Below are 23,867 nucleotides of genomic sequence, written 5' to 3'. Positions count from 1 at the left end.
GAAGGTACCGCCATGCCTGACACCGCCGTGCCCGACTCCACCGGGCCCGATTCCTCCGGATCCGCGCACTCCGCCGGACCCGCGCACCCCGCCCGGCCCGCCGCCGCGCTGCCCGCCGCCGTCCTGTTCGACATGGACGGCACCCTGGTCGACACCGAGCAGCTGTGGTGGCGGACCGCCGCCGAACTCGCCGAGGAGCTGCGCCACCCGCTCACCGACCGGGACGCCCCCGAGGTGCTCGGCCAGGCCGTCGAGCACACCGCCGCCCACCTGCGCAGGGTCAGCGGCACCGCCCTCGGCGAGGCCGAACTCGCCGCCCGGCTGGGCGAGTCCTTCGCCGCCAAGGTCGCCGCCGAGACCGTGCCGCGCCCCGGCGCGCTCGCCCTGCTCGCCGCGCTGCGCGACGCCCGGGTGCCCACCGCGCTGGTCTCCGCCTCCCCGCGCCGGGTGGTGGACCTGGTGCTGTCCGCCATCGGCCGGGACTGGTTCGCCGTCACCCTGGCCGCCGAGGACACCGAGCGCACCAAGCCCGCGCCCGACCCGTACCTCGCCGCCGCCCAGCGGCTGGGCCTGGACCCGGCCGTCTGCCTCGCCGTCGAGGACACCCCGACCGGCGTCGCCTCCGCCACCGCGGCCGGCTGCGCCGTGCTCGCCGTGCCGTCCACCGCGGTGCCGATGCCGCGGGGCGAGCGGATCACCCTGCTCGCGAGCCTGGAGCTGGCCGACCTCGCCCTGCTCGGGAAGCTCGCCGCGGCCGGCGCGGTTCGACCCTGACATGCCCTATCTCCTGCTCGCCCTCGCCATCGTCAGCGAGGTCTGCGCCACCAGTTGCCTCAAGCTCACCGAGGGGTTCACCCGGCTCTGGCCGAGCCTCGGCGTCGGCGTCGGCTACGCGCTCTCCTTCGTGCTGCTCGGCCGCGCGCTCAAGCACATACCCGTCTCGATCGCCTACGCGGTCTGGTCCGGGGCCGGCACCGCGGCGGTCGCCGGGATCGGCGTGGTCGCCTTCGGCGAGTCGCTCGGGAGGCTCCAGTGGCTGGGCATCGCGCTGGTGATCGTCGGGGTGGTCGTGCTCAACCTCAAGGGCGGCCATTCCTGACGCATCGTCACCTCCGGTACCGGCCACCGGCGCCGCCGGCACCCCATCGTCCGTGTACGCCTCACACCGGGACCGTCGGCGTCAAGAGTGCGTCGACGGCCCGTAAAGGTCGCGCAAACATCCTGTCCCCGACCCCCGCAGCGGCGATCATCGACGCACTGGTCGGGGCTATGCTCGCCCGGTCCGACAAAAGACGCATCGGGGGGCGAAAGTGGCCGACTTCAGAGTCAGTACCGAATTCCTCACCAAGCTGGCCCAGGACCTCAGAGGCTGCGGCGACGAGCTCGAACAGGGGCTCAAGGCCTTCGAGGCGGCCGGCCACACCGGCACCGGCTTCGACTTCCTGGACGAGGCCTGCGGGCACTTCAAGGACAAGTGGCAGTTCGGCCTGAAGAAGGTCCGCGAGTGCGTCAAGGTCCTGGACCAGGGCCTCGAACAGGTGCGGAAGAACTACGACGGCACCGAGCAGAGCATCGTCAAGGTCCTGGCCCCGGCGGGGAAGTCGTGAGCGCCCCGACGCCGCCGGCGCCCGACTGGTCCGGCCTCGGCTTCAACCCCACCCCCGGCGACCCCGCCGCCGTCACCGCGCTCAGCAACGGCCTGCGCCGGGTGGGCCAGCACCTGAGCGGCGTGCACACCACGCTCGCCCAGCTCTCCGGCAACCAGGGCGAGTGGACGGGCGAGGCGGCCAAGCAGTTCGCCACGCAGTTCGGCAAGCTGCCCGGCTACCTCCAGGACGCCTCCGACTCGATCACCGCCGCCTACACGGCACTCGACGTCTGGTACCAGGCGCTGACCGAACACCAGCCCAAGGCCGCCGAGTTGGCCGCCTCCGCGGTCGCCGCCAAGAAGCGCAAGGAGGAGGCGGAGCACGCCCACAGCGCCGCGGCCGCCGCCCCCGACCTCCGACTGGCCGGGCAGCACTTCCCCGACGACGCCGGCCTCGCCGCCGCCGAACAGCGCTACAACAAGGCGAAGAGCCACCTGGACTCGGCCGCCAACCTGCTCACCAGCGCCACCAACGAGCTGGCCGGCCTCCAGCAGCAGGCCCACGAACTGGCCGGCACCCACGAGTCGGACGCCCGGAAGACGGCCGAAGCCGTCCGCAAGGCCGCCGACAGCAAGGCGCCGCCGGAGCCGGGCTGGCTCAGCAAGGTCGGCGACTGGTTCAAGAACCACGGCGCGGACCTCCTGACGGTGGCGGCCGGCGTCTGCGGCGTCGCGGCGATCTTCTTCCCCGCCTTCGCGCTGCCGGCTCTCCTGCTGAGCGCCGCCGCCGCGGGCGCGCACGCGACCCAGTACGCGGCCAAGGGGCAGCTGTGGCCGCCGCAGAAGTACATCGGCAACTGGCTGACCCTGGGCGGCGACGTCCTCGGGGCGATCCCCGGCGTCGGCGTCGCGGCCAAGGGCGTGACCGCCGTCCGGGAGGCCCGCGCCGCCGGCGCGGGCGTGCGCGGCGCGGTCTCCGCCGGATCCACCGAGGTCCGGACCGCCGCCCGGGCGATCGACCCGGCCAACCCGGTGTTCACCACGGCGATCGAGAAGCCGGCCGTCAAGCTCGGCGTCTCCAGGGCCGCGGCGATGAACATCTCCGACGGCGTGCAGGCCGCCACCACCGCCGGGCTCAACACCCCGACCGCGTACGCGCTCACGCAGGACAGCCCGAGCGACGACCTGGCCAGCGCGGTCAACTACACCACCGGCGGCAACAGCGTCGTCGGCTCGGCGGGCATGGTGGCCGGAGGCGGCAAGGCCAACGTCGTCATCGGCAGCGTGTCCACCGTCGGCAACCTGCTCGGCATGGGCGGATGGGCGGCCGGCTATGGCCGTTGAGACTCCGGGGGCCACCAACCCTCCGCTCTGGCTCGACCTGCCCGCGGGCTTCACGGCCGTCGACCTGGACGAGGACCCGGGCGACCGGATGGCCCGGCTCGCGGAGCGACTGGACGCGCTCTTCCCCGAGGCCGGGGCCGAGCAGAAGCTCGCCGCCGTGATCGCGTCCGAGACCGCGCTCCAGGCCCAGCTGCGGGAAGGCGCGGTCCACGTCTCCGGTTGTCTGGTCCGGGCCGAGGACGGCGGTCCGATCCACGGCGTGCTCTCCGTCTTCCTCCGCCCGCAGGACCTCGGCCCGTCGGGCAGCTACCCGGCGCGGGTCGCCGCGGAGCTGGCCGAGGCCTGGCCGGACGCCGACGTCGGCGTGGTGGAGCTGCCGATCGGCCGCGCCGCCCTGGCCGCCCGCGAACTGACCGTCCCGGTGCCCGGCGCGGTCTGGGGCGTGCCGGAGCCGGCCGTCAGCACGGTCCGCCAGCTCGAACTGCTGGTCCCGCACCCGTGGAGCCGGCACGTGGTCGCCGCCGTCTTCACCACCGAGGACGTCGACCACTGGGACGAGTGGCTGCCGCTGGTCGCCGCCGCGTACCGGGGCATCTCCTTCCACCCGCCCCGGGACGAGAGCCGCGACGCCCTGCCGCCCGAGCAGTGGGACAACATCCGGAAGGCCTTCGGGTGACCCTCGACCAGTCCGAGCAGGGCACTCGGAGCGGGCCGCGCCGAGTCGGGGGTGCGCTGGTCCTCGTCGCCCTCTCCACCGCCATGCTCGTCGCCGTCATCGCGCTGGACGTCTACGTCAACTCGTTCCTCGCCACCGTGGTGGGGTTCGGCTACCCCCTGGTGATGCTGATCGCGTTCGCCCTGCGCCGCGACGCCGACACCAACCCCGCGTTCCAGAAGAGGATGTTCGTCTACGGCACGGCCGTCTGCGCGGTCGCCTTCGTCGCGTACCTCTCGGGTTCCGTAGCCTGGACCAACCTGATCCTGGGCTCGGGCCGGACGGTGGATGCCGTGGTCCTCGACGAGAAGGTCACCGACTCGCTCCACGGCACCGGACGGGCGTACACCCTCGCCGCCACGGAGCTGAACGACGAGGTCCCCGGTGGCCCGCTCGAGGAGCCCGACGCCCGGTTCAAGCGCGGTGACGTGGTCGCCGTCCGGATGGACCCGGCCGGGCGGGTCGCCCCCAAGCTGCCCGGCGAGGTCGATTCCCCTGCCTACCCGCTGCTGTTCATCGGCTGCAACGTGCTGATCGCCGGCACCGTGCTCTGGTCCGTACGCAGGCCCGGTCCGTCGCCCGCCTGAGCGCATTCGCCCCGGCGACGGGCGGGCACCGCGTGGTGCCCGCCCGTCGCCGGTGTGCCGGGTCAGCCCAGCAGGGCGGGCAGGTCGGCGATCGAGGCGAGGACGTGGGTCGCGCCGTCGGCCCGCAGGCGGGCCTCGTCGTGGGCGCCGGTGAGGACGCCGGCGACGACCGTGGCGCCGGCCCGGGTGCCGGTCAGCATGTCGTAGCCGGTGTCGCCGGCGACCGCGACCCGGCGCACCGAGTCGGTGCCGGTGCGCAGCAGGGCGGTGAGCACCAGGTCGGGGTACGGGCGGCCGCGGCCGGCCTCGGCCGGGCAGAGGGTGAGGTCGGCGACGGACTGCCAGCCGAGGGCGTCCAGGATGCGGTCCTGGGTGGTCCGGGAGAAGCCGGTGGTGAGCACCACCTTGCGGCCTCGGCCGCGCAGTTCGGCGATGGCCTCGGCGGCGCCGGGCAGCGGGGTGCAGTGGCCGGCGTCGACCAGCTCGTCGTAGGCGGCCTCGAAGGCGGCGTTGGCCAGCTGGGCCTTCTCCTCCTCGCCGAACAGGTGGCGGAAGACGGAGATCTTGGACTCGCCCATGGTGGCGCGGACGTGGGCCAGCATCGGGTCGAACTCCGGGCTGCCGGCCTCGACGCCGAGCTTCGCGGCGGCCGCGGTGAAGGCCTGCTCGACCAGGCCGTCGTCGGCCACGGTGGTGCCGGCCATGTCGAGCACGACCAGGCGGATGTCGGTAGTCACAACAGTGGTCCTCACAGGTTGGCGAGTTCGGCGGTGGTCTCGGCGATGGCGGGCGAGCAGGTCATGCCGCGGCCGCCCGGGCCGGTGACCAGCCAGACGCCGTCGCGCACCCGCTCGCGGTGGACGACCCGGGTGGAGTCGACGCACTGCGCGTACACCCCGGCCCAGCGGCGGCGGATCCGCGGCATCGGGCGGCCGAGCAGGTCCTCGACGACGCCGGCCAGGTGGTCGTACGGGTCCTCGACGACGTCGAAGCCGAACGGCTGGTCGTACTCGTGGGTGTCGCCGATGGTCAGTCCGCCGTCGCGGCGCTGGACCATCAGCAGCTGCATCCGGTGCTCGGCGGCGACCGGCGGCTGCGGCTGGGTCGCGCGCAGCCGGTCCAGGGCGGTGCCGGCGAAGGCGGGGTAGTAGCGGAAGCTGTCGCCGTCGGCGACGGAGGTCGTCAGGGTCTCGCCGAGCGGGTCGGTCTGCATCATCTGGAGCCGGACCCGGCGGACCGGCAGGGCGGGGGCGAGCTCGCGGACCAGGCCGCCGAGCCAGGCGCCGGTGCAGAGGACCACCAGGTCGCCGGTGTGGACGTCGCCGTGGTCGTCGCGGACGGCGTTCTCGCCGACCACGTCGCGCACCTCGCGTCCGGACAGGAAGGTGTACCGGCCGGTGGACTCCAGGTACCGGCGCAGCGCGGGCTGGGCGGTGCGGGGCTCGACGGCGGCGTCACGCCCGCACCACAGGGCGCCCAGCAGCTCGCCGCGCAGGGCCGGGTTGGCGGCGCGGGTCTCGTCGGCGTCGAGCAGCCGGTAGCCGCGGGCGGCGGCGTCCGGCAGGGCCAGGGCCTGCTCCGCGACGGCGAGCTCGGCCTCGGTGCGGATCGCGGTGAGCGAGCCGTTGGCCCGGAAGCCGAGGTCCGGGACGCGGGCGCCGATGGACTCCCACAGTTCGCGGGCCCGCAGCGCGGTGTCCAGTTCCTCGCCCCGCGCCCGGCCGCTGACCCAGACCAGGCCGAAGTTGCGCACCGAGGCGCCGCGCGCCTCGGTCTCGCGCTCCAGGTGGACGACCTCGTGGCCGCGCTCGACTGCCTGCCAGGCGTGCATGGTGCCCAGCACGCCCGCTCCTACGACGATGACTCTCATGCGGCCAGGCTGGTGCGCCCAGGTGTCCAGGGGGCGTCGGCGCGCCGTCCCGCAGATGAACCACCTGAAAAGTTGTACAGACAACCCGCCGGTCATCCTCCGGCGGCGCCGGGGGTCAGTACTGCTGCGCCCGGTAGGCGGAGTGGCCGTGGCCGACCAGCGGCAGCTCCCCCGCCCCGAGCAGCGGCCGCAGCGCGCCCGCCCGCATCCGGTCCACCAGCGGTCCGCAGCGTCCGGCGAGCGGCGTCAGCACCACCGCGACCAGCAACCCGACCAGCGCGCCCGCCGCCACGTCGTGCGGGTAGTGCACGCCGACCCAGACCCGGGAGGCGGCCATCAGCGCCGCGAACAGGCCGGCCACCCAGCCGAGCCGCCGGTCGACGAACCAGAGCGAGGCCGCGGCGGCGAAGGCGATCACCGAGTGGTTGCTCGGGAAGGACCAGTCCCCGGTGCCCGGGCAGGTCTCCAGCGCGACGCTGCCGTGGATCTGCGCGCACGGCCGGATCTCCTCGACCGCGCCCTTGAAGACCGAGTTGACGCCGTAGGCGACGACCACGACCACCGGCGAGGCCAGCACCCTGGCCATCACGGCCGAGTCCGCGCCGCGCGCCCGCCACCAGGCGAGGACCATGAAGACCGCGAACAGCCCGAGGCCGAACGCCGACCAGACCTTGATCAGCTCGTCCAGCCAGTGCGGGGCCGACTGCGCCCAGCGGTTGACCCGGGTGTACAGGTCGCCGTCGATACCGCTGCCGTCGTACACGGCGAGCACCCGGGAGGGCATCACGCGTCACCTCCGTGACGTCGCACCCGACGGGCGCGAAACAGTTCGAGAACAATGGGGAACAGGAGACAACTACTACCAGACCGATGATCCGCAGCAGATATCCGTCGTTTCCGGGTACGGACGAACCCAGCGCGTCACCGGTGCGCACTGCCGCGGGCACCCGGCGCGCACCGCGGCGACGCGGACCTCCCGTACGGTGGGGACGGGCAGCGCGCGGACCCCTCCGACCGCCCCCAGCCGACCTCTCCGACCCGGCCGACGGCCACCGTACGGACCGGCCCGGCGCCCACCGGCCGGGCCGCGCCCCCTCGCCTGCCCAGCATCCGGACACGCGCCCCCCACGCGCCTCCGTGCGCCGGTCACGCCCCGGGCACGGCCGACCGCCCAGCACCGGACCCACGACGCCGGCCCCCGTTTCGTACCGCCCGGTATGCGGACTTGCCGGACCCCGTCCCCAGCGGCCCACCGCACCCGTACGCTTTCGTCAGCGCGTCGGCCCCGACGCGTCCTCGAACGGCGGCGAGGAGCGGAACGAGTGCGGCAGACCGGACGGCAGTCCCGACGACCAGAGCGCCGCACCCCGCCGACCGCGGCGGAGCTGGCCAAGGTCCACGACCGCACCCTCGCCGACGCCGCCGCCCGGGAACTGGCCGCTCCCGCCCGCGCCGAGGAGGCCGACGGCCCCGGCCGGCTCGACCCCCGCCCCGAGATCGGCGACTCCTGGGCCCGGCTGCGCCGCCTCGGCCTCGACCCCGACACCGGCGCCGCCACCGTCCTGCTGGGCCCCGGCGAAATAGAACAGCGCCGCCGCACCAGCGGGCTCGACGCCGTCCTGCCGGTGCTGCGCGAGACCCTGCTGGAGGTGGGCGGCGCGGCCCCGTTGCTGCTGGCCGTCGCCGACGCCGAGGGCCACGTGCTCTGGCAGGAGGGTGAGCGCGGCCTGCGCCGCAGCGCCGACCGGATCGGCTTCATCACCGGCGCCCGCTGGGTCGAGGAGAGCGTCGGCACCAACGGCATCGCGGTCGCGCTGCGCACCCAGCGCCCGATGCACGTCCACTCCGCCGAGCACTACCTGCGCAGCCACCACTCCTGGACCTGCGTGGCCGCGCCGGTGCGCGACCCCGGCACCGGCCAGCTGGTCGGCGCCGTCAACCTGAGCGGCCCGGCGCACACCGTCCGCCCGTACCTGCTCCAGCTCACCGCCACCGCCGCCCGGCTCGCCGAGACCGAGCTGCGCGCCCACCGGCTGGAGGCGCTGCACCAGCTGCGCGCCCTGGCCGCCCCGCTGCTCGCCCGGGTCGGCGGCCCGGCCCTGGTGGTGGACGCGGCCGGGTGGACGGCCGCCGCGGCCGGGCTGCCGCCGCCCAGCCGGCTGCGGGTGCCCAGCGAGGGCTGGACCCCGGCCACCGTGCACTGGGTGCCCGGCCTCGGCGAGTGCGTGCTGGAGCCGCTCGCCGACGGCTGGCTGGTGCGCCCGGTCCGGCCGGCCGAGGAGGACGGCGCCGGGACGGTGACCGCCGAACAGGCCGAGGGCGCCCACCTCCGGCTCGACCTGCGCCGCCCGGACCGCCCCGAGGTGTCCGTCCGGGGCGCGTCCGACAGCTGGTCGCACCCGCTCAGCCCGCGCCACGCCGAGCTGCTGCTCCTGCTCGCCACCGGGCGGGAGGGCAGCACCGCCGCCCAGCTCGCCGAGGCGCTGTTCGGCGACGCGGGCCGGACGGTGACGGTCCGCGCCGAGCTGTCCCGGCTGCGCCGCTACCTGGGCGGACTGCTGGCCCACCGGCCGTACCGGATCGCCGAGTCGGTGCTGGTCACCGTGGACGGGCCGGACGACCCGTACGACCTGCTGCCCGTCTCCTCGGCCCCGGCCGTCCGGCGGCTGCGGGCCGCGCTGGCCGCCGGGACGGCCCGGCTGCCCGGCGCTCCGCCGCCCCTCCCGCCGCCGCGCGTCGCCGAGTCGCCGGAGCGCCGCTGACGCGCCGCCCCCTGCCGTCCGGTCGCCCGACGCCGCCCCCGGCGCGTCGCGGGGCGCGTCAGCCGTCGGCGAGCAGCGCGGCCAGATCGGCGTCGGTGGGGCCGCAGCGGCGCTCCTGGTGCTCGGAGACCAGCGCGTAGGTGCGGTCCAGCCAGGCCTGCACCCGGGGCTTGGAGGCCTCCAGCAGCGCGCTGCCGTGCGGGGACTCCAGCGCCAGGTGCAGCGTCGCGCCGTGGCACGGGCAGTACGCCGGCCACAGCTTGACGTCGCCCTGGCCGCTCAGCGTGCGCAGGCCGTCGCGCAGCAGCTCGCGCGAGAACACCCAGTCGGCCTCGTCCGGCCGCCCCAGGTGGAAGGTCAGCAGCACCTCGTACGGGCGCGCGGCGTCGAACCGGAACCGGGTGCGCACCTCGCCGACCACCTCCTCGCCCAGCGAGATCCGCAGGATCAGGACCTCCTCCTCCACCGCCGCCGGAGCGGCGGTGGAGCCGACCCCATCGCCGCCCGTGGGGGTGGCGGCGAGGGGTGCACTGGAGGCTGCGGACAGCGGGTCGGGCGGCATGACGGTCTCTCCGGGACGGCGTGGGATGTCCTCAGCCTGCGTCACGCCCGGTAGGGCGGGCAAGGGTTGCAAGGGGGTTGCAACGACCCCCCGGCCGGGGCGGCCGCCGCCCCTCGCCCCCGTCGGACGGAGCGTCAACTTCCGTGTGGGGAAGGGCCGTCCACGAAGTGACGCGGGTGATCGGCATGCGGTCGCCCCGCTGGTACGCTCTCCCCCTCCCCGCGCGGGCCCGCGCGGAACACCGGCCCCGTGCGGCCGGAGCCGGGCCCGGCGGCGGCGCGTGGGAGAATACGGCGACGCGACGGCGGCTTCGGGGAGGGAGGGGTCCGTTGGCTGTGCGCGAGGACACCGCGCGGGACGTACGGCACGAGCCCGCACGGCAGGGCCGGCACGGTCGGCCGCGCCCGTTCGGCGGCCTGTTCCGGCTGCCCACCGTGCGCTTCTCCGGCGCCGCGATGGCGATGTCCACCGTGGTCGGCATCAGCATCGCCACCACGCTGCTGCTCAACGAACAGCAGGGGATCGGCCGCCGGGCCGGTGTCGCCCGGGTCGGCAGCACCCCGCCGCCCACGCCGGGCGCCGACGACCAGGCCGAGACGGTCTCGGCGCAGACCCCGACCGACGGCCCGTCGTCCGCCGCCTCCGGCCGCCCCGCCACGGGCCGGCCCTCGACGCACGCCTCCGCCCACGTCCCGGCCCGCCCCTCGGGGGCGGCCGCGCCGGTCGCCGTCACCCCGCCCGCGCCCCGCACCGCGGGCCCGGGCACGCCCCAGACCGGCGGCCAGGCCTCGGCCGGGCAGGACGCGCCGGCCCCCGGCACCCAGCTCACCGGCACCGAGGCCGGCGTCCCGGCCCCGACCGGCGCCTCGCCCTCGCCCTCCCCCTCCCCTTCGGTGCCGCCCCCGGGCTCCGGGCAGCCCGGCTACGCGCCGGCCGGCTCCGGCCTGGCGCCGAACGTCCCCGGACCGCGGCCGGCCGCGCCCGCGTACCCGGCGCCGCCCGCCGCGCCCCTCCCGGACACCGTCGGCGCCGCCGGCGCCCCGGACGCGGGCGGTCCGGCCGGCCCCGGCACCGCCCCGGACGCGGACCACGCGCTGTCCGGCGCCGCCCTGCTCTCCCCGCTCGGCCGCGACGGGCTGCGCCACCAGCTGGCCCTCGCGGTGGCCGAGCCGGTCACCGCCTTCCAGGCCGAGTTCCGGCTCGCCCCGGGCGAGTCGGCCCCCGGCCCCGGCGCCGCCTGGACCGACCTGCCGGGCGCCGTGGTGACCGCCCAGCAGGAGCGCGGCACCCTGGTCTACCGCTTCACCACCCCGCCCGGCACCGACGTCCGGCCCGGCCACTACACCTTCGTGGTCCGCGGCGCTCGTCCGGCCGCCGAACCGTCCGTCACGGCGCGCAAGGCGGCCCCGGCGGAGAGCTGGAGCGTCTCCGCCTTCGCCCTCGACCACCCCCGCGCGGTCGCCGCGCTCGGCGGGTTCGGGCCGGTGCCGGCGTCGGCCGCCGAACCGTCCGCGCCCGGTGTCCCGCCCGCCGCTCCGGCCCCCGAGCCGGACGCCGTCCCGGGCACCGCCCCGACCACCGCCCGGCCCACCGCCCCGGCCACCGTGGCGCGCTGACCTGCCGACGGCCGGGTGTAACAGTCCTCCGACGATCCGTCGGCAGGCCGTTCCCGACGGGCGCATCCCCGCACCCTCGTTCGTTACTGTGAGCAGCACCCGGCCCGGCGCCTCCGACGGCCCCGGCCGGGCCGCCGTTCCGCACCCGAGGAGGAGTCCGTGTCCACCGTCCTGACCCAAGGCGGCAACGCACCGCTGACCGCCGCGCGAGTGACCGTGGAGGTCGCCGCGCCCAAGGCGCTGGACGTCTCCGGCCTGCTGCTGACCGACGCCGGAAAGGTCCGCTCGGACGACGACTTCGTCTTCTTCAACGCCCCGGACGGCCCCGGCGTCAGCCACCGCCCGGCCACCGCCGGCACCCCGGACGCGATCACCGTCGACACCCGGGCCGTCCCGGCCGGCATCACCAAGATCGTGGTCACCGCGAGCCCCGCCGACCAGGTCTCCACCTTCGCCGGGATGGAGCCCACCGCCACCGTCCGCGACGCCGACACCGGCGAGGTGCTGGTCACCTTCACCCCGCCGCGGCTGGGCGTGGAGACCGCGCTCATCGTGGTCGAGGTCTACCAGCGGGGCGGCGCCTGGAAGGTGCGCGCGGTCGGCCAGGGCTACGCCGACGGCCTGGCGGGCATCGCCACCGACTTCGGCGTCTCCGTCGAGGACTCCCCGGCCCCGGCGTCCACCCCGGCCCCCGCCGCGCCGGCCGCGCCGCCGGCTCCCGAGGCCGCGGTCGCCCCGCCCCGCCCGCTGGACCGGACCGTCCAGCTTCCGACCCCGCCGGCCGCACCGCCCGTGTCCCCGGCGCCTCCGGTGCCTCCGGTGCCTCCCGTACCTCCCGCGCCGACGACCGCCCCGGTCGACCCGCGGATCGCCCTCGCCACCGGCCAGACCGCCGTCCCGGCCGCCCCGCCCGCGGCACCCCCGGCGTACGCCGAGCCCCCCGCCCCGGCCGCCCCCGCCAAGATCACCCTGGACAAGGGCCGGGTCAACCTCGCCAAGGGCAGCTCGGTCTCCCTGGTCAAGAACGGCCGCCCGTTCCTCTCCTCCGTCCGGATGGCCCTCGGCTGGAAGTCCGCCGCCCGCGGCCGCGACGTCGACCTGGACGCCTCCTGCCTGGCCTTCGACGCCCGGCACAAGCGGCTGGAGACGGCCTGGTTCATGAAGCTGAGCATCTTCGACGGCGCGATCTCCCACTCCGGCGACAACCTGGTCGGCGGCCGGGGCGGCGACGACGAGGTGATCACCGTCCACCTGGAGGGCCTGCCGGCCGAGGTGCACGGGCTGGTCTTCGTCGTGAACTCCTTCTCCGGCCAGAAGTTCACCGACGTGCGCGACGCCTACTGCCGCCTGCTGGACGCCCGGACGGAGGAGGAGCTGGTCCGCTTCGACCTCACCAACTCCGAGCCCCACACCGGTGTGATGATGTGCAAGCTGGTCCGCCGCCCGGGCGGCGAGTGGGAGATGACGGCGCTCGGCGAGTACGTCGACGGCAAGACCGCGCGGGCGATGATCGAGCCCGCCGCCGCCGCGCTGTAGCCCACCCGCGTCACCTCAGCACCCGCGGATTCACCCCCCAGGGGCATCAAGTCGTCTCCGCGACGACTCGATTGACTCTCCGGGGGGTGAATCGCACTCTCCCCCGCACCCCGAGGAGGAGAGCCGTGCCACGTTTCCTGTCCCGCCTCGCCGTCGCCGGCGCCGCCACCGTGCTCGCCGCCGGGCTGGTCACACCCACCACCGCCCAGGCCGCCGCCCGGCCCGGCGACCGCGCCACCGCACTGCGGTGGACGGCCCTCGGCGACTCCTACACCGCCGGGGTCATCGAGGCCACCGGCGCCGAGACCGAGCCGCGCGACGGCTGCGCTCGCACCGTCAAGTCCTATCCCGAGATCCTCCGCCGCGACCTCGGCTCCCTGGTCGAGCTGCGAAACGTCAGCTGCAGCGGCGCCACCACCGACAGCGTCCGCGCCAGCGCGCAGTCCCCGCTCGGCCGTCCGCTCCCGCCGCTCGGCACCGACCCCAACGGCCCCTACCCGGCCGTCCCGCCGCAGATCGACGCCGTCGACCCGGCCACCGACCTGGTCACCGTCGGGATCGGCGGCAACGACCTCGGCTTCGCCGAGATCCTCAAGAGCTGCATCGAACTCGGCGCCGTCCAGCTCGGCCGGGGCACGCCCTGCAAGGACAAGTTCGACGCGAGCCTGCCCGACCGCCTCGACCGGCTGCGCGACGACTACGACCGGATGCTGACCGCGCTGCACGCCACGGCCCCGTCCGCCAGGGTGCTCACCGTCGGCTACCCGCACCTCGTCCCCGAGGACGCCGCCCGCTGCCAGTACGGCAACCCCCTGCAGTTCGGCACCTTCACCACCGGCGACCTCGCCTGGGCCCGCACCGCGCTGCTGGAGCCGCTCAACGCGGTCGTCGCCCGGAGCACCGCCGCCCACGGCGACACCTTCGTGGACCTCTACCCCGCCAGCGCCGGCCACAGCGTCTGCGACGCCGACCACTGGCTGGACGGCGTGCTGACCAGCGTCCTGCCCCTCAAGTACGCCGTGGTGCACCCCAACGCGACCGGCCAGGCGCACACCGCCGCCCTGATCGAGGACGCCGTCCTCGGCGGCTGACCGCCGGCCTGCCTGCCCGGCCGGGCAGGCGGGCCGCGGAAAACCGCTGGCCGGCCCGCCCGCCGGGCCCCATCCTGGTCCGATGCCCATCGACATCCGCGAGGCCGTCCCCGAGGACTGGCCCGCCATCTGGCCCTTCTTCCGCACCATCGTCGCCGCCGGCGAGACCTTCCCCTACCCCCTGGACATGCCGTCCGAGCTGGGCCGGGAGTGGTGGATGCTCTCCGCCCCGAACCGCACGGTGGTCGCGGTGGACGAGGACGGACGGGTCCTCGGCACCGCCAACATGAACCGCAACCGCCCCGGCAACGGCTCGCACGTGGCCAGCGCCAGCTACATGGTCGACCCGGCCCACCACGGCCGGGGGATCGGACGGGCCCTGGTCGAGTACACCCTCGACTGGGCCCGCCGGTCCGGCTTCCGCGCCATGCAGTACAACGCGGTGGTCGCCGCCAACCACCACGCCGTGAAGCTCTACGAGTCGCTCGGCTTCGAGATCGTCGGCACCGTCCCCGAGGCCTTCCACCACCCCGTCGAGGGCTACGTCGGCCTGCACGTCATGTACCGGCCGCTGTAACCCCCTACTCCTCGATCGCCCCGCCGACCCGCCGCAGGTGCTGCCGGAAGCTGTACGCCGGGTCGGCGGCGCGCCGCTCCAGGTACTCGTCGAAGGCGGTCTGCCGGCGCAGGGTGTCCCCGGCGGCGATCCGCGCGGCCTGCGCGCGCTCGGTCCGGGCGATCGCACCGGCCGTCTCCAGCACCTCGGCGGCCCGGTCGGCGGGCACGAACAGCACCCCGTCCGCGTCGGCGAACACCACGTCCCCGGTGCTCACCAGGTGCGGCCCGAACCTCGCCGTGACCAGCGCCTCCGGCTCCCGGTCGTCCAGTCGCAGCGGTCCGAGCGGCAGCGCCCCGTAGCTGAACACCGGCAGCCCGATCTCCCGCAGCTCGGGGGTGTCCCGGTGCAGCCCCCACACCACGATCCCGGCCACCCCGGCGGCCCGCGCCTCCAGCACCGCGAGGTCCCCGATGCAGGCCTCGTCGGTCCGCCCGCCGTTGTCGACCACCAGCACGTCCCCGTCCCGGGCCGCCCCGTACGCTTCCAGGAACACGTCCACGCTCCCGTAGTGCCGCACCGGCAGCACCCGCCCCGCCACCCGGGCCCCGGACACCACCGCCCCCACCCCCGCCGGCGCCACCCGCAACCCCACCCCGAGCCGCACGCAGGCATCCGCCACCAACGGCGTCGACAGCTCCGAGAATTCCTTCAGCATCCCCAACTCCTCTCACCGACAGCCAAGTTCACCAGCCCGGATCCTATGCCGGGCTTCAAACTCACACCATCGAGTGAAACTCCGCCGCATACGGCACAACCCCGCCGAGCAGCGAATAGCGTGACGACCACCTGAAGGAGGGGCATCATGAGTGCTGTGGCGCATGAGCAACCGATCACGGGCTCCCCATCGCAGGCCGACATCCTGCTGGAGAGCTTCCTGAGCCTGCACTCCCCCGAAGGCTTCCGGGCCGAGCTCATCGAGGGAGAGATCATCGTGGCACCACCGCCGGACGGCGATCACGAGGACTACATCGACCTTCTCATCGACCAGGTGAAGGCCAAATCAGCGGTCCACATGCAAGTGTCCGGCGGCAAGGGCCTCCGCCTGATCAGCGGCGGCCTCTGTCCGAAGAACCACGTCATCCCCGATGCGACGTTCGCGCCGCGAGAACTCCGCCTCTTCCGCGGCGCCCCGCCCTGGATGGAACCGGACGGCGTGGCCATGGTCGCCGAGGTCACATCGAGCAAGCCCGACCAGGACCGCATCGCCAAGCGCCACTGCTACGCGCGAGCCGGCATCCCGCTCTATCTCCTCATCGATCGGGAGAAGTCCCAGGTCAGCCTCTTCAGCCAGCCGCACCGTGAGGAGTACACGGAGGTACACCTGGCGGCCTTCGGCGAACCGCTCGCCCTTCCCACCCCGTTCGAATTCGAGCTGGACACCAAGGACTTCCTCTAGGAACGCGAACGGCCCGCACCCCCCGTCAGGGGTGCGGGCCGTGGCCTGTTGGCGCCGGGTCAGCCGCGGGTGGCCATGGCGCGCAGGAAGAAGGTCAGGTTGGCCGGGCGCTCGGCGAGGCGGCGCATGAAGTAGCCGTACCACTCCTGGCCGTACGGGAGGTACACGCGCATCGTGTTGCCCTCGCCGGCGAGGCGCAGCTGCTCCTCGGGGCGGATGCCGAACAGCATCTGGTACTCGAAGGAGTCCCGCTTGCGGCCGTTCCACTGGGCCAGCTGGCCGGCGATCTTGATCATGTTGGGGTCGTGCGAGGCGATCATCGGGTAGCCCTCGCCCGCCATCAGGATCTTCAGGGCGCGGACGTACGCGAGGTCGACCTCGTGCTTGCCCTGGAAGGCGACCGACTCGGGCTCCTTGTAGGCGCCCTTGCACAGGCGCACGCGGGAGCCGGCGCCGGAGAACTCCCGGCAGTCGGCCTCGGTGCGGCGCAGGTAGGCCTGCAGCACGACGCCCAGCCAGGGGAAGTCCGCCCGCAGCTCACGCGCGATGGCCAGGGTGGAGTCGGTGGTGGTGTGGTCCTCCATGTCGAGGGTCACGGTGGTGCCCGCGTCGGCGGCGGCCGCGCAGATGCGGCGGGCATTCTCCAGCGCGATCTTCTCGCCGTCCACCGGGAGGAACTGGCCGACGGCCGACAGCTTGACCGACACCTCGGCGCCGGCCGCGAGGCCGGTCTCCTTGAGGGCCTTGAGCAGGTGCTCGTACGCCTCGGCGGTGCCGGCGGCCTGGGCGGCGTCCTGGGTGTCCTCGCCGAGGTGGTCCAGGGTGACCTTGCGGCCGGTCGCGATCAGGTCGTCGGTGGCGGTGACGGCGTCGTCGAGGACGTCGCCGGCGACGAAGCGCTCGACTATCGCGTGGGTCGGGGGGAACTTCTCGACCACGGTGCGGACCTGCGGGGACCGGGAGGCCGCGAGAAGGGCGGAACGGAGCATCGTGACTCCTGGAGCTGGTGTTTCCAAGGGTGGCAGAAAGGCCGGGGCGGCGGGCGGCGGGGGGTGTGCCCGCCGCCCCGGAGGGGCGACGCCCGGCTGCGGGACCGGGCGTCGCGGGTGACCGGTGGCTACTGGACGAGCCGTGCGGTCGGTGGGGCTGGTCAGCCCATGTGCGGGTAGCGGTAGTCCGTCGGCGGGACGAACGTCTCCTTGACCGAGCGGGTCGAGGTCCAGCGCGCCAGGTTCTGCTTGGCGCCGGCCTTGTCGTTGGTGCCCGAGGCCCGGCCGCCGCCGAAGGGCTGCTGGCCGACGACGGCGCCGGTCGGCTTGTCGTTGATGTAGAAGTTGCCGGCGGCGAAGCGCAGCTTGTGCATCGCGTCCTGGGCCGCGGCGCGGTCCTGGGAGATGATCGAGCCGGTCAGGCCGTACGCGGACACCGACTCCATCTGGGCCAGCATCTCCTCGTACTTCTCGTCCTCGTAGACGTACACGGCCAGGATCGGGCCGAAGTACTCGTCCTTGAAGTACTCGCTCGCCGGGTCCTGGCAGACCAGGACGGTCGGGCGGACGAAGTAGCCCACCGAGTCGTCGTAGGTGCCGCCGGCCAGGACCTCGACCTGCGGGTCGGCCTGGGCGCGGTCGATCGCGGCCTTGTTCTTGGCGAAGGAGCGCTCGTCGATGACGGCCGACATGAAGTTGGACAGGTCGCTGACGTCGCCCATGGTGAGGCCGTCGACCTCGGCGGCGAACTCGTCCTTGAGGCCGGCCCAGATCGACGCCGGGACGTAGGCCCGCGACAGCGCCGAGCACTTCTGGCCCTGGAACTCGAAGGCGCCGCGGGTCATCGCGGTCTTCAGGACCTTCGGGTCGGCGGACGGGTGGGCGACCAGGAAGTCCTTGCCGCCGGTCTCGCCGACGATCCGCGGGTAGGTGCGGTAGCCGGCGATGTTGTTGCCGACCTCGCGCCACAGGTGCTGGAAGGTGGCGGTGGAGCCGGTGAAGTGGATGCCGGCCAGCGCCGGGTGCTTCAGCGCGACCTCGGAGACGGCCAGGCCGTCGCCGGTCACCATGTTGATGACGCCCTTGGGCAGGCCGGCCTCCTCCAGCAGCTGCATCAGCAGGTGCGCGGAGAACTGCTGGGTCGGGGACGGCTTCCACAGCACCACGTTGCCCATCAGCGCGGGCGCGGTCGGCAGGTTGCCGGCGATCGCGGTGAAGTTGAACGGGGTGATCGCGTAGACGAAGCCCTCGAGCGGGCGGTGGTCGCTGCGGTTCCAGACGCCGTCCGAGGAGATCGGCTGCTCGGCCATGATCTGGCGGGCGAAGTGCACGTTGAAGCGCAGGAAGTCGACCAGCTCGCAGGGGGTGTCGATCTCGGCCTGCTGGGCCGTCTTCGACTGGCCGAGCATGGTGGCGGCGGCCAGGGTCTCGCGCCAGGGGCCGGCCAGCAGGTCGGCGGCCTTGAGGAAGATCGCGGCGCGGGAGTCGAAGGAGAGCGCCTGCCAGGCCGGGGCAGCGGCCAGGGCAGCGTCGATGGCGTCCTGCGCGTCGGCCTGGGTGGCGTTGCGCAGGGTGCCGAGCCGAGCCGCGTGGTTGTGCGGCTGGACGACGTGGATCTCGGTGCCGCCGCCCATCCGGCGCTCACCGTTGATCGTCATGGTCAGCTGGACCGGCTCCTGGCCGCCCAGCTCCTTCAGCTTGGCCTCCAGACGAGCCCGTTCCGGGCTCCCGGGGGCGTAGCTGTGGACCGGCTCGTTCACCGGCGCGGGGACCTGGGTCACAGCGTCCATAGAGCGCACGCTCTCCTTCGTTCAGTGCGGGGGGACTGCCGGCGCGGGTCGCACGCCGGCCACAGCACGAACGCTATTCCTGGCCACCGGGCCACATGATTGGCCGAGCGGCTAAATTCCCCCGTACGGCGTTGTCCGGCCCGACGAATCGGGTCACGCGGCGGTCACGAACCGCCCTCACCGGCCGCACCGGTCACACCACCGGCTCACACGCCCCGGCTCGGACCGGGGGTCCGAGCTCCGGCTCGAACCCCGGCTCGGAGCCCAGCGCGCACCACCGGCTCACACGCCGGCGCTCGCCTTCCGGCCGTTCACCACCGCCGCCCTGGCGGCGACCTCCTCCACCACCGGCCGCCGGGCCGCCTCGTACGCCGCGAGGGCGCTCGGCAGGTCGGGCCGCCCGCTCAGGCAGCGGGCCAGTTCGACGGCGCTCTCGACGGCCAGGGAGACCCCTTGGCCGGAGCTGTTGGACGGGGCGTGCACCGAGTCGCCGACCAGCACCATCCGGTCGCGGTACCAGTGCGGGACGGACGGCATGATCTCCAGCCGCGGGAAGACCTCGACGCTCGCGGTGTCCGCCGCCGCCAGGACCTCCCGGGCGGGCAGGTCGTCGGCGTGCAGGTCGCGGGCCAGCGCCAGCCAGTCCTCCCGCGACGCCTCGCGGGCCTGCTCCGGCGTCAGCTGCTCGGGCCTCGGGATGTTGCTGAACCAGGCGGTCCCGGCGCCGTCCCGCAGCGCCCAGTAGCCGAAGAACGCCCGCGCGCCCTGCGCGAAGTGGATGGACTCCCCGGCCGCGCGCGGGCCGGTGAGCCGGTGCGCGCTGTACCCGCCGACCCCGATCAGGCCGGTGTACCGCGGGCCGGGCGCGGCCGGGTCGATCAGCCCGCGGACGACGGAGCGGGTGCCGTCGGTGCCGATCAGCAGGTCGCCGGCGGCGGTGGTGCCGTCGGCGAACCGGGCGGTGACGCCGGTCGCGTGCTCCTCGACGCCGACCAGCCGCTTGTCGTACCGGACGGGGACGCCCTCCTCCCGCAGCCGCTGCTGCAGCACCGCGTAGAGCTCGGCGCGCCGCATCACCCGGCCGCGGACGTCGGGCAGCTCGGCGAGGACGCCGCCCCGGGCGTCCTCGATGACCGTCCGTCCGACGGGCTGGCCGACCGCGCCGACCTCCGCCTCGAGCCCGACGGCGGCCAGCGCGGCCAGTCCGTTGGGCGCGATCATGAAGGTCCCGCCGATGCCCTCGGCGGAGGTCCGGTAGGCCTCGAAGACCTCCGCCTCGACGCCGGCCCGGCGCAGCGCCAGCGCCGTCACAGGTCCGGCGATCCCGCCACCGATGACCAGGGCCCTGTCCACGGTTCGCGTCTCGTTCATTGCAGCCTCCCGAAGGTCTCGTGCCAGGTCCGGACGAATTCCGGCTCCCGGAGCTGTTCGACCAGGCGCTCGACGAAGGCGGTCTCGGCCCGCAGTACGCCGACCCGGTACTCCTCCTCGATCAGGAAGAGCCAGCCGACGCCCTCGGCCGCCGCCTTGCGCAGCTCCGCCGTGATGCCCGCCACCTCGGCGGTCAGCGCGGCCTTCCGCCGCTCCAGCAGCTCCACGGCCTCGGCCGGCGGGAGCACCATGAGCAGCGACAGCGAGACCCCGAACGCGGGGTACTCGTGCTGCGGTTCGGCGACGAGTTCGCGCATCCAGTCGCGGAGCTCCGTCCTGCCGTCGGGGGTGATGGCGTAGACGGTGCGCTCCGGCCGCTGGGTGTCGCGGACGGTCTCCTGCTCGGCCACGAACCCGGCCTTCCGCAGCTGCTCCACGACCATGTACAGCGAGCCGCGGTTGTACTTGATGTTGCGGTCCTTCGCGTGCTCCTGGAGCCGGCGCCCCATCTCGTACGGGTGCAACGGCTCGGCCAGGAGTTCGGCCAGGACCGCGAGGGCCAACGGGTTCGACACCTTGCGTCGCTTCGCCATGAGACGTGCCTCATCTCTTGGTCAGTACTGACTATCCAGTCCCGAATAGTCAGAGTCAACTATTCTGAAATGACGGGTCCGGACTCTGTCCGCCCGGCTAAAATCAACCACACGCCGTTGTCCGAGCGGATGAAGGAGGCCCGGATTGACCACGCCCGGCCTGCCGCTCCGTCAACTGCTGATGTCGCTGGGCGAACCGCTGGTCGAGCTGCAGGCCGCCCCGCAGGGCCTGGACGTCCCGGTGCGCGACGTCGCCATCCTCGACCCGGAGGACCCGCCGACCGCCGCCCCCGGCGAACTCGTGCTCGCGATCGGCGCCCGCGGCCGCGCCGCGCTGCCGGCCCTGCGCGCGGCCGGCCGGGCCGGCGCCGCCGCCGTCGCGGTCAAGCTGGACGGCCCCGGCCAGGCCGACGCGCTGCGCGAGGCCGCCACCGACGCCGGCGTCGCCCTGCTCTCGGTGCGCCGCGAGACCCGCTGGGAGCACCTCGACTCGCTGGCCCGGGCGATCATCGCCGGCCCGGACGCCCCGGCCGCCCCCGGCCCCCCCGAGCCCAACGCGGGCGACCTCTTCTCCCTCGCCCAGACCGTCGCCGTGCTCACCAACGGCATCGTCTCGATCGAGGACACCTCCAGCCGGGTGCTGGCCTACTCCCGCTCCTCCGACTCCGACGAGGTCGACGACCTGCGCCGGCTGTCCATCCTCGGCTGGCAGGGCCCGGAGCCGTACCTGTCCAAGCTCCGGGAGTGGGGCATCTTCCAGCACCTGCGCAGCTCGGACGCCCCGATCGCGGTCGAGCCGCACCCCGAGCTGGGCCTGCGTCGCCGCCTGGCGGTCGGCATCCGGGCCGGGGCGCAGCCGCTCGGCACCATCTGGGTGCAGGAGGGCGCCCAGCCGCTGGCCCCGCTGGCCGAACAGGCCCTGGTCGGCGCCGCCCGGGTCGCGGCCGCCCAGCTGGTGCGCCGCCGCCGGGAGCTGTCCGCCGACGTCCGGCTCACCCAGACCCTGCTCACCGGCCTGCTGGAGGGCTCCACCGGCCCCCAGTCGCTCGCCACCCACCTCGGCCTGGACCTGCGCCGCCCGGCCACCGTGCTGGCCTACAGCGCGCGCACCACCGACGCGCTGCACCGCTCCGACGTCACCGGCCTGATCTCGGTGCACACCGCCGCCCGGCACCGCACCGCGCTGCTCGCCCCGATCGACTCCCGGGTGTACGTGCTGCTGCCGGAGCTGCCGCCCGGCCTGCCGATGACCACCGTGCGCGACTGGGCCTCCGAGGTGGTGACGGCCGCCCGCGAGCACCTGGGCGTCCCGCTGCGTGCCGCGATCGGCTCGACCGTCGACGCCCTGGCCCGGGTCCCCGAGTCCCGCGCGCAGGCGGACCGCATCCTGGACGCGATGGGCCGCGGCGGGGTGGACCTCGACGTCGCGGCGCTGATCGACGTCCAGGCGGAGGTGCTGGTCAGCGAGATGGTCGCGCTGCTCCAGGAGCGCACCGGCCTGCGCGACCCGCGGCTGACCGCGCTCACCGAGTACGACCGCCGGCACGGCACCCGGCTCGCCGAGTCGGTGCTGGCCTGGCTGGACGCGCTGGGCGAGGTCCGGGTGGCCGCGGACGCCCTGCACATCCACCCCAACACCCTGCGCTACCGGGTGCGCCGCGCCGAGCAGTTGACCGGCATCGACCTCGCCCAGCCGCAGCAGCGCCTGCTGGCGATGCTGCAACTGCGGCTGCCCGCGGACGAGTGGTCCGCGGGCAGCCGGTCACACTCCGAGGGTCACTCGCCGTAACCCTGGCCGCGCTTGTGCTCGTTCAGCCGGCGCCACGGGCCGCTGATGGCCAGCTGGACGCCCGGGGTCTGGATGTTGGCGAACAGGGTCTTGCCGTCGTCCGAGAAGGTCACCCCGGTGAACTCGCTGAACTCGGGCTTCTCGGCGGTGCCGATGTTCAGCTCGTTGCGGGCGATCGGGAAGACCAGGCCGTCCTCGGTGGCGCCGAACAGGTGCGAGACGCCCTCGCCGTCCTCGGCGATCACGATGCCGCCGTACGGCGAGACGGTGATGTTGTCCGGGCCGTCGAAGTTGTCGTGGTCGCCCCAGACGTCGTTGTTGACGCCCAGCAGCACCTTGAGGGTGATGGTGCGGCGGCTCGGGTTGTAGAACCAGACCTGGCCGTCGTGCTGGAGCGGGCTCTCCGAACGGGCGTAGCTGGAGACGAAGTAGAAGCCGCCGTCACCCCACCACATGCCCTCCAGCTTGCGGGCGCGGGTGACCTCGCCGTCCTTGAACTGCTTGCGCACCGAGACGGTCCTGGCGTCGCGGTCCTGGACCTTCACCCAGTCCACGCCGTAGGTGGTGCCGACCTTGGTGGCGCGGGAGAGGTCGTCGACGAACTTGCCCTGCGCGTCGAAGACCTTGAAGGCCTCCAGCACGCCGGCGTCGGCGGCCAGCTGGCGCAGCTTGTAGCGGCCGTGCTTGAAGCCGGCCGGCGGGGTCCAGCGGAACAGCAGGCCGTTGGGGTTCGAGGCGTCCTCGGTCAGGTAGACGTGGCCGCGCTTCGGGTCCACCACGACGGCCTCGTGCGCGTAGCGGCCGAAGGCCTTCACCGGCTGCGGGTCGCGGTTGTAGTCGTCGTCGAAGGGGTCGACCTCGAAGATGTAGCCGTGGTCCTTGGTGAAGCCGTTCTTGCCGGCCTTGTCCTCGGTCTCCTCGCCGGACAGCCAGGTGCCCCACGGGGTCACGCCGCCGGCGCAGTTGGTGGAGGTGCCGGCGATGCCGACCCACTGCTCGACCGAGCCGTCCCGCTTGGCGTGCACGATGGTGCAGCCGCCCGCCGCGCCCGGGTCGTAGACGTGGCCCTCGGTCAGCGGCACCGGGTGCGGCCACTTGTCGCGGGAGCCGGACAGCTCGTGGTTGACGACCATCAGGTTGCCGCCGCGCTCGTCCTCGAAGGCGGAGGTGCCGTCGTGGTTGCTCGGGGTGAACTCGCCGGTGCGCAGCTTGGTGACGCCGGCCCGGTTGAGGACCTTGTACGAGAAGCCCTTCGGCAGCGACAGCAGGCCGGCCGGGTCCTGGACCAGCTGGCCGTAGCCGACGGCGGTGCCGGCGGCCGAGTTGGTCCCGGCGGCCGCGGCGGCCGGGACCTCGCCACCGACCGGGGCGGCGATCGCGCCCGGGGCGCTGGCCAGCGCCTCGGCGCTGCCGGCGATCAGCACGCCGGCCCCGACGAGGGTGGAACGGTTGACGAAGTCCCGGCGGGACAGCGACATGGCAGCAACTCCTGAGGATGAGCGGGGGCGTCGGTGCGGGATGCCGACGCCCAGCAGGCTCCGCCGGACGGGTGAACCCGACATGACGTCCACCTCACACCCAGGCGGCCATTTGCCGACCGATGACCGTCGCATGACCGCCGCTTTACGCGTGTCCCCGTCAGAACCGCC

At 74.3% G+C, this 23,867-nt stretch carries 23 protein-coding genes; 13 read left to right on the top strand and 10 right to left on the bottom strand.

Going from position 1 to position 23,867, the window contains the following annotated elements:
* Positions 1-12: 12 nt before the first annotated feature.
* The 6 genes from ACFY0X_RS27285 to ACFY0X_RS27260 all read left to right on the top strand — a co-directional run bounded on the left by ACFY0X_RS27285 (position 13) and on the right by ACFY0X_RS27260 (position 4,234).
* Positions 13-774: an HAD family hydrolase gene (locus ACFY0X_RS27285; protein ID WP_387758381.1), complete on the top strand. Its 762-nt coding sequence runs from the start codon at positions 13-15 to the stop codon at positions 772-774.
* Between the two features lies 1 nt (position 775).
* On the top strand, positions 776-1,099 hold the full coding sequence (locus ACFY0X_RS27280; protein WP_387758379.1) for a DMT family transporter: 324 nt from the start codon (positions 776-778) through the stop codon (positions 1,097-1,099).
* Positions 1,100-1,310: 211 nt separating this feature from the next.
* Positions 1,311-1,607, top strand: coding sequence for a hypothetical protein (locus ACFY0X_RS27275; protein WP_387758378.1), 297 nt, complete (start codon positions 1,311-1,313; stop codon positions 1,605-1,607).
* Positions 1,604-2,932: a putative T7SS-secreted protein gene (locus ACFY0X_RS27270; protein ID WP_387758376.1), complete on the top strand. Its 1,329-nt coding sequence runs from the start codon at positions 1,604-1,606 to the stop codon at positions 2,930-2,932. The genes ACFY0X_RS27275 and ACFY0X_RS27270 overlap by 4 nt, the downstream gene beginning before the upstream one ends.
* Entirely contained in the window at positions 2,922-3,608 is a 687-nt protein-coding gene (locus ACFY0X_RS27265; protein WP_387758374.1) for a hypothetical protein, read from the top strand. The genes ACFY0X_RS27270 and ACFY0X_RS27265 overlap by 11 nt, the downstream gene beginning before the upstream one ends.
* On the top strand, positions 3,605-4,234 hold the full coding sequence (locus tag ACFY0X_RS27260) for a hypothetical protein (RefSeq protein ID WP_387758372.1): 630 nt from the start codon (positions 3,605-3,607) through the stop codon (positions 4,232-4,234). Before ACFY0X_RS27265 ends, ACFY0X_RS27260 begins: the two co-directional genes overlap by 4 nt.
* Before the next feature lie 62 nt (positions 4,235-4,296).
* Here the strand turns inward: ACFY0X_RS27260 and ACFY0X_RS27255 are convergent, their stop codons facing one another.
* The 3 genes from ACFY0X_RS27255 to ACFY0X_RS27245 all read right to left on the bottom strand — a co-directional run bounded on the left by ACFY0X_RS27255 (position 4,297) and on the right by ACFY0X_RS27245 (position 6,888).
* Positions 4,297-4,971: a phosphonatase-like hydrolase gene (locus tag ACFY0X_RS27255; protein ID WP_387758370.1), complete on the bottom strand. Its 675-nt coding sequence runs from the start codon at positions 4,969-4,971 to the stop codon at positions 4,297-4,299.
* Between the two features lie 11 nt (positions 4,972-4,982).
* Complete coding sequence (locus tag ACFY0X_RS27250; RefSeq protein WP_387758369.1) at positions 4,983-6,104, bottom strand: TIGR03364 family FAD-dependent oxidoreductase; 1,122 nt, start codon at positions 6,102-6,104, stop codon at positions 4,983-4,985.
* 115 nt (positions 6,105-6,219) lie between these two features.
* A complete protein-coding gene (locus ACFY0X_RS27245; protein ID WP_387758367.1) occupies positions 6,220-6,888 on the bottom strand; it encodes a phosphatase PAP2 family protein in 669 nt (222 codons plus the stop codon).
* A 538-nt stretch (positions 6,889-7,426) separates the two neighbouring features.
* Between ACFY0X_RS27245 and ACFY0X_RS27240 the strand changes: the two genes are divergently transcribed.
* Positions 7,427-8,866 (top strand): GAF domain-containing protein, encoded by a 1,440-nt coding sequence (locus tag ACFY0X_RS27240; RefSeq protein WP_387758365.1) that lies wholly within the window; start codon positions 7,427-7,429, stop codon positions 8,864-8,866.
* 58 nt (positions 8,867-8,924) lie between these two features.
* On the opposite strand, the gene ACFY0X_RS27235 is transcribed toward ACFY0X_RS27240, so the two are convergent.
* Entirely contained in the window at positions 8,925-9,428 is a 504-nt protein-coding gene (locus ACFY0X_RS27235) for an SsgA family sporulation/cell division regulator (protein ID WP_387758363.1), read from the bottom strand.
* A 329-nt stretch (positions 9,429-9,757) separates the two neighbouring features.
* On the opposite strand from ACFY0X_RS27235, the gene ACFY0X_RS27230 reads away from it, so the two are divergent.
* From ACFY0X_RS27230 to ACFY0X_RS27215, 4 genes are all read left to right on the top strand, one after another.
* Positions 9,758-11,044, top strand: a complete 1,287-nt coding sequence (locus ACFY0X_RS27230; RefSeq protein ID WP_387758362.1) for a hypothetical protein — start codon at positions 9,758-9,760, stop codon at positions 11,042-11,044.
* Between the two features lie 171 nt (positions 11,045-11,215).
* Positions 11,216-12,580 (top strand): TerD family protein, encoded by a 1,365-nt coding sequence (locus tag ACFY0X_RS27225; protein WP_387758528.1) that lies wholly within the window; start codon positions 11,216-11,218, stop codon positions 12,578-12,580.
* 125 nt (positions 12,581-12,705) lie between these two features.
* Complete coding sequence (locus ACFY0X_RS27220; protein ID WP_387758361.1) at positions 12,706-13,671, top strand: SGNH/GDSL hydrolase family protein; 966 nt, start codon at positions 12,706-12,708, stop codon at positions 13,669-13,671.
* A gap of 88 nt (positions 13,672-13,759) precedes the next feature.
* Positions 13,760-14,248, top strand: a complete 489-nt coding sequence (locus tag ACFY0X_RS27215) for a GNAT family N-acetyltransferase (protein WP_387758527.1) — start codon at positions 13,760-13,762, stop codon at positions 14,246-14,248.
* Between the two features lie 4 nt (positions 14,249-14,252).
* Here the strand turns inward: ACFY0X_RS27215 and ACFY0X_RS27210 are convergent, their stop codons facing one another.
* Entirely contained in the window at positions 14,253-14,945 is a 693-nt protein-coding gene (locus ACFY0X_RS27210) for an RraA family protein (RefSeq protein ID WP_387758360.1), read from the bottom strand.
* A gap of 147 nt (positions 14,946-15,092) precedes the next feature.
* Between ACFY0X_RS27210 and ACFY0X_RS27205 the strand changes: the two genes are divergently transcribed.
* The gene (locus tag ACFY0X_RS27205) at positions 15,093-15,686 is read left to right on the top strand and encodes a Uma2 family endonuclease (RefSeq protein ID WP_387758358.1); all 594 of its coding nucleotides are present in this window, start codon (positions 15,093-15,095) and stop codon (positions 15,684-15,686) included.
* Positions 15,687-15,745: 59 nt separating this feature from the next.
* On the opposite strand, the gene ACFY0X_RS27200 is transcribed toward ACFY0X_RS27205, so the two are convergent.
* From ACFY0X_RS27200 to ACFY0X_RS27185, 4 genes are all read right to left on the bottom strand, one after another.
* Complete coding sequence (locus ACFY0X_RS27200) at positions 15,746-16,675, bottom strand: proline dehydrogenase family protein (protein WP_387758356.1); 930 nt, start codon at positions 16,673-16,675, stop codon at positions 15,746-15,748.
* A 161-nt stretch (positions 16,676-16,836) separates the two neighbouring features.
* The gene (gene pruA / locus ACFY0X_RS27195; protein WP_387758354.1) at positions 16,837-18,465 is read right to left on the bottom strand and encodes an L-glutamate gamma-semialdehyde dehydrogenase; all 1,629 of its coding nucleotides are present in this window, start codon (positions 18,463-18,465) and stop codon (positions 16,837-16,839) included.
* 282 nt (positions 18,466-18,747) lie between these two features.
* Positions 18,748-19,836, bottom strand: a complete 1,089-nt coding sequence (locus ACFY0X_RS27190) for an FAD-dependent monooxygenase (protein ID WP_387758352.1) — start codon at positions 19,834-19,836, stop codon at positions 18,748-18,750.
* Positions 19,833-20,429 (bottom strand): PadR family transcriptional regulator, encoded by a 597-nt coding sequence (locus tag ACFY0X_RS27185; RefSeq protein ID WP_387758350.1) that lies wholly within the window; start codon positions 20,427-20,429, stop codon positions 19,833-19,835. The genes ACFY0X_RS27190 and ACFY0X_RS27185 overlap by 4 nt, the downstream gene beginning before the upstream one ends.
* Before the next feature lie 145 nt (positions 20,430-20,574).
* Here ACFY0X_RS27185 and ACFY0X_RS27180 point away from each other — a divergent pair, with 145 nt between their 5' ends.
* Positions 20,575-22,218, top strand: a complete 1,644-nt coding sequence (locus ACFY0X_RS27180; protein ID WP_387758348.1) for a PucR family transcriptional regulator — start codon at positions 20,575-20,577, stop codon at positions 22,216-22,218.
* Here the strand turns inward: ACFY0X_RS27180 and ACFY0X_RS27175 are convergent.
* Positions 22,206-23,696: an alkaline phosphatase PhoX gene (locus tag ACFY0X_RS27175; protein ID WP_387758346.1), complete on the bottom strand. Its 1,491-nt coding sequence runs from the start codon at positions 23,694-23,696 to the stop codon at positions 22,206-22,208. The two genes, ACFY0X_RS27180 and ACFY0X_RS27175, sit on opposite strands and share 13 nt — an antisense overlap.
* Positions 23,697-23,867: the final 171 nt, after the last annotated feature.

The organism is Kitasatospora sp. NPDC001547 (genome assembly GCF_042894165.1).
Taxonomy (GTDB): domain Bacteria; phylum Actinomycetota; class Actinomycetes; order Streptomycetales; family Streptomycetaceae; genus Kitasatospora.
The sequence above is the reverse complement of the archived record's forward strand: the minus strand, read 5'-3'. Positions and strand labels throughout refer to the sequence as shown.

What these genes read in the sequence shown, in the direction of transcription:
- ACFY0X_RS27265 (WP_387758374.1), top strand. Translation starts at nt 2,922, where the DNA reads ATGGCCGTTGAGACTCCGGGGGCCACCAACCCTCCGCTCTGGCTCGAC.
- ACFY0X_RS27280 (WP_387758379.1), top strand. Translation starts at nt 776, where the DNA reads ATGCCCTATCTCCTGCTCGCCCTCGCCATCGTCAGCGAGGTCTGCGCC.
- ACFY0X_RS27185 (WP_387758350.1), bottom strand. Translation starts at nt 20,429, where the DNA reads ATGGCGAAGCGACGCAAGGTGTCGAACCCGTTGGCCCTCGCGGTCCTG.
- ACFY0X_RS27245 (WP_387758367.1), bottom strand. Translation starts at nt 6,888, where the DNA reads ATGCCCTCCCGGGTGCTCGCCGTGTACGACGGCAGCGGTATCGACGGC.
- ACFY0X_RS27205 (WP_387758358.1), top strand. Translation starts at nt 15,093, where the DNA reads ATGAGTGCTGTGGCGCATGAGCAACCGATCACGGGCTCCCCATCGCAG.
- ACFY0X_RS27175 (WP_387758346.1), bottom strand. Translation starts at nt 23,696, where the DNA reads ATGTCGCTGTCCCGCCGGGACTTCGTCAACCGTTCCACCCTCGTCGGG.
- pruA (WP_387758354.1), bottom strand. Translation starts at nt 18,465, where the DNA reads ATGGACGCTGTGACCCAGGTCCCCGCGCCGGTGAACGAGCCGGTCCAC.
- ACFY0X_RS27210 (WP_387758360.1), bottom strand. Translation starts at nt 14,945, where the DNA reads ATGCTGAAGGAATTCTCGGAGCTGTCGACGCCGTTGGTGGCGGATGCC.
- ACFY0X_RS27190 (WP_387758352.1), bottom strand. Translation starts at nt 19,836, where the DNA reads ATGAACGAGACGCGAACCGTGGACAGGGCCCTGGTCATCGGTGGCGGG.
- ACFY0X_RS27235 (WP_387758363.1), bottom strand. Translation starts at nt 9,428, where the DNA reads ATGCCGCCCGACCCGCTGTCCGCAGCCTCCAGTGCACCCCTCGCCGCC.
- ACFY0X_RS27285 (WP_387758381.1), top strand. Translation starts at nt 13, where the DNA reads ATGCCTGACACCGCCGTGCCCGACTCCACCGGGCCCGATTCCTCCGGA.
- ACFY0X_RS27200 (WP_387758356.1), bottom strand. Translation starts at nt 16,675, where the DNA reads ATGCTCCGTTCCGCCCTTCTCGCGGCCTCCCGGTCCCCGCAGGTCCGC.
- ACFY0X_RS27250 (WP_387758369.1), bottom strand. Translation starts at nt 6,104, where the DNA reads ATGAGAGTCATCGTCGTAGGAGCGGGCGTGCTGGGCACCATGCACGCC.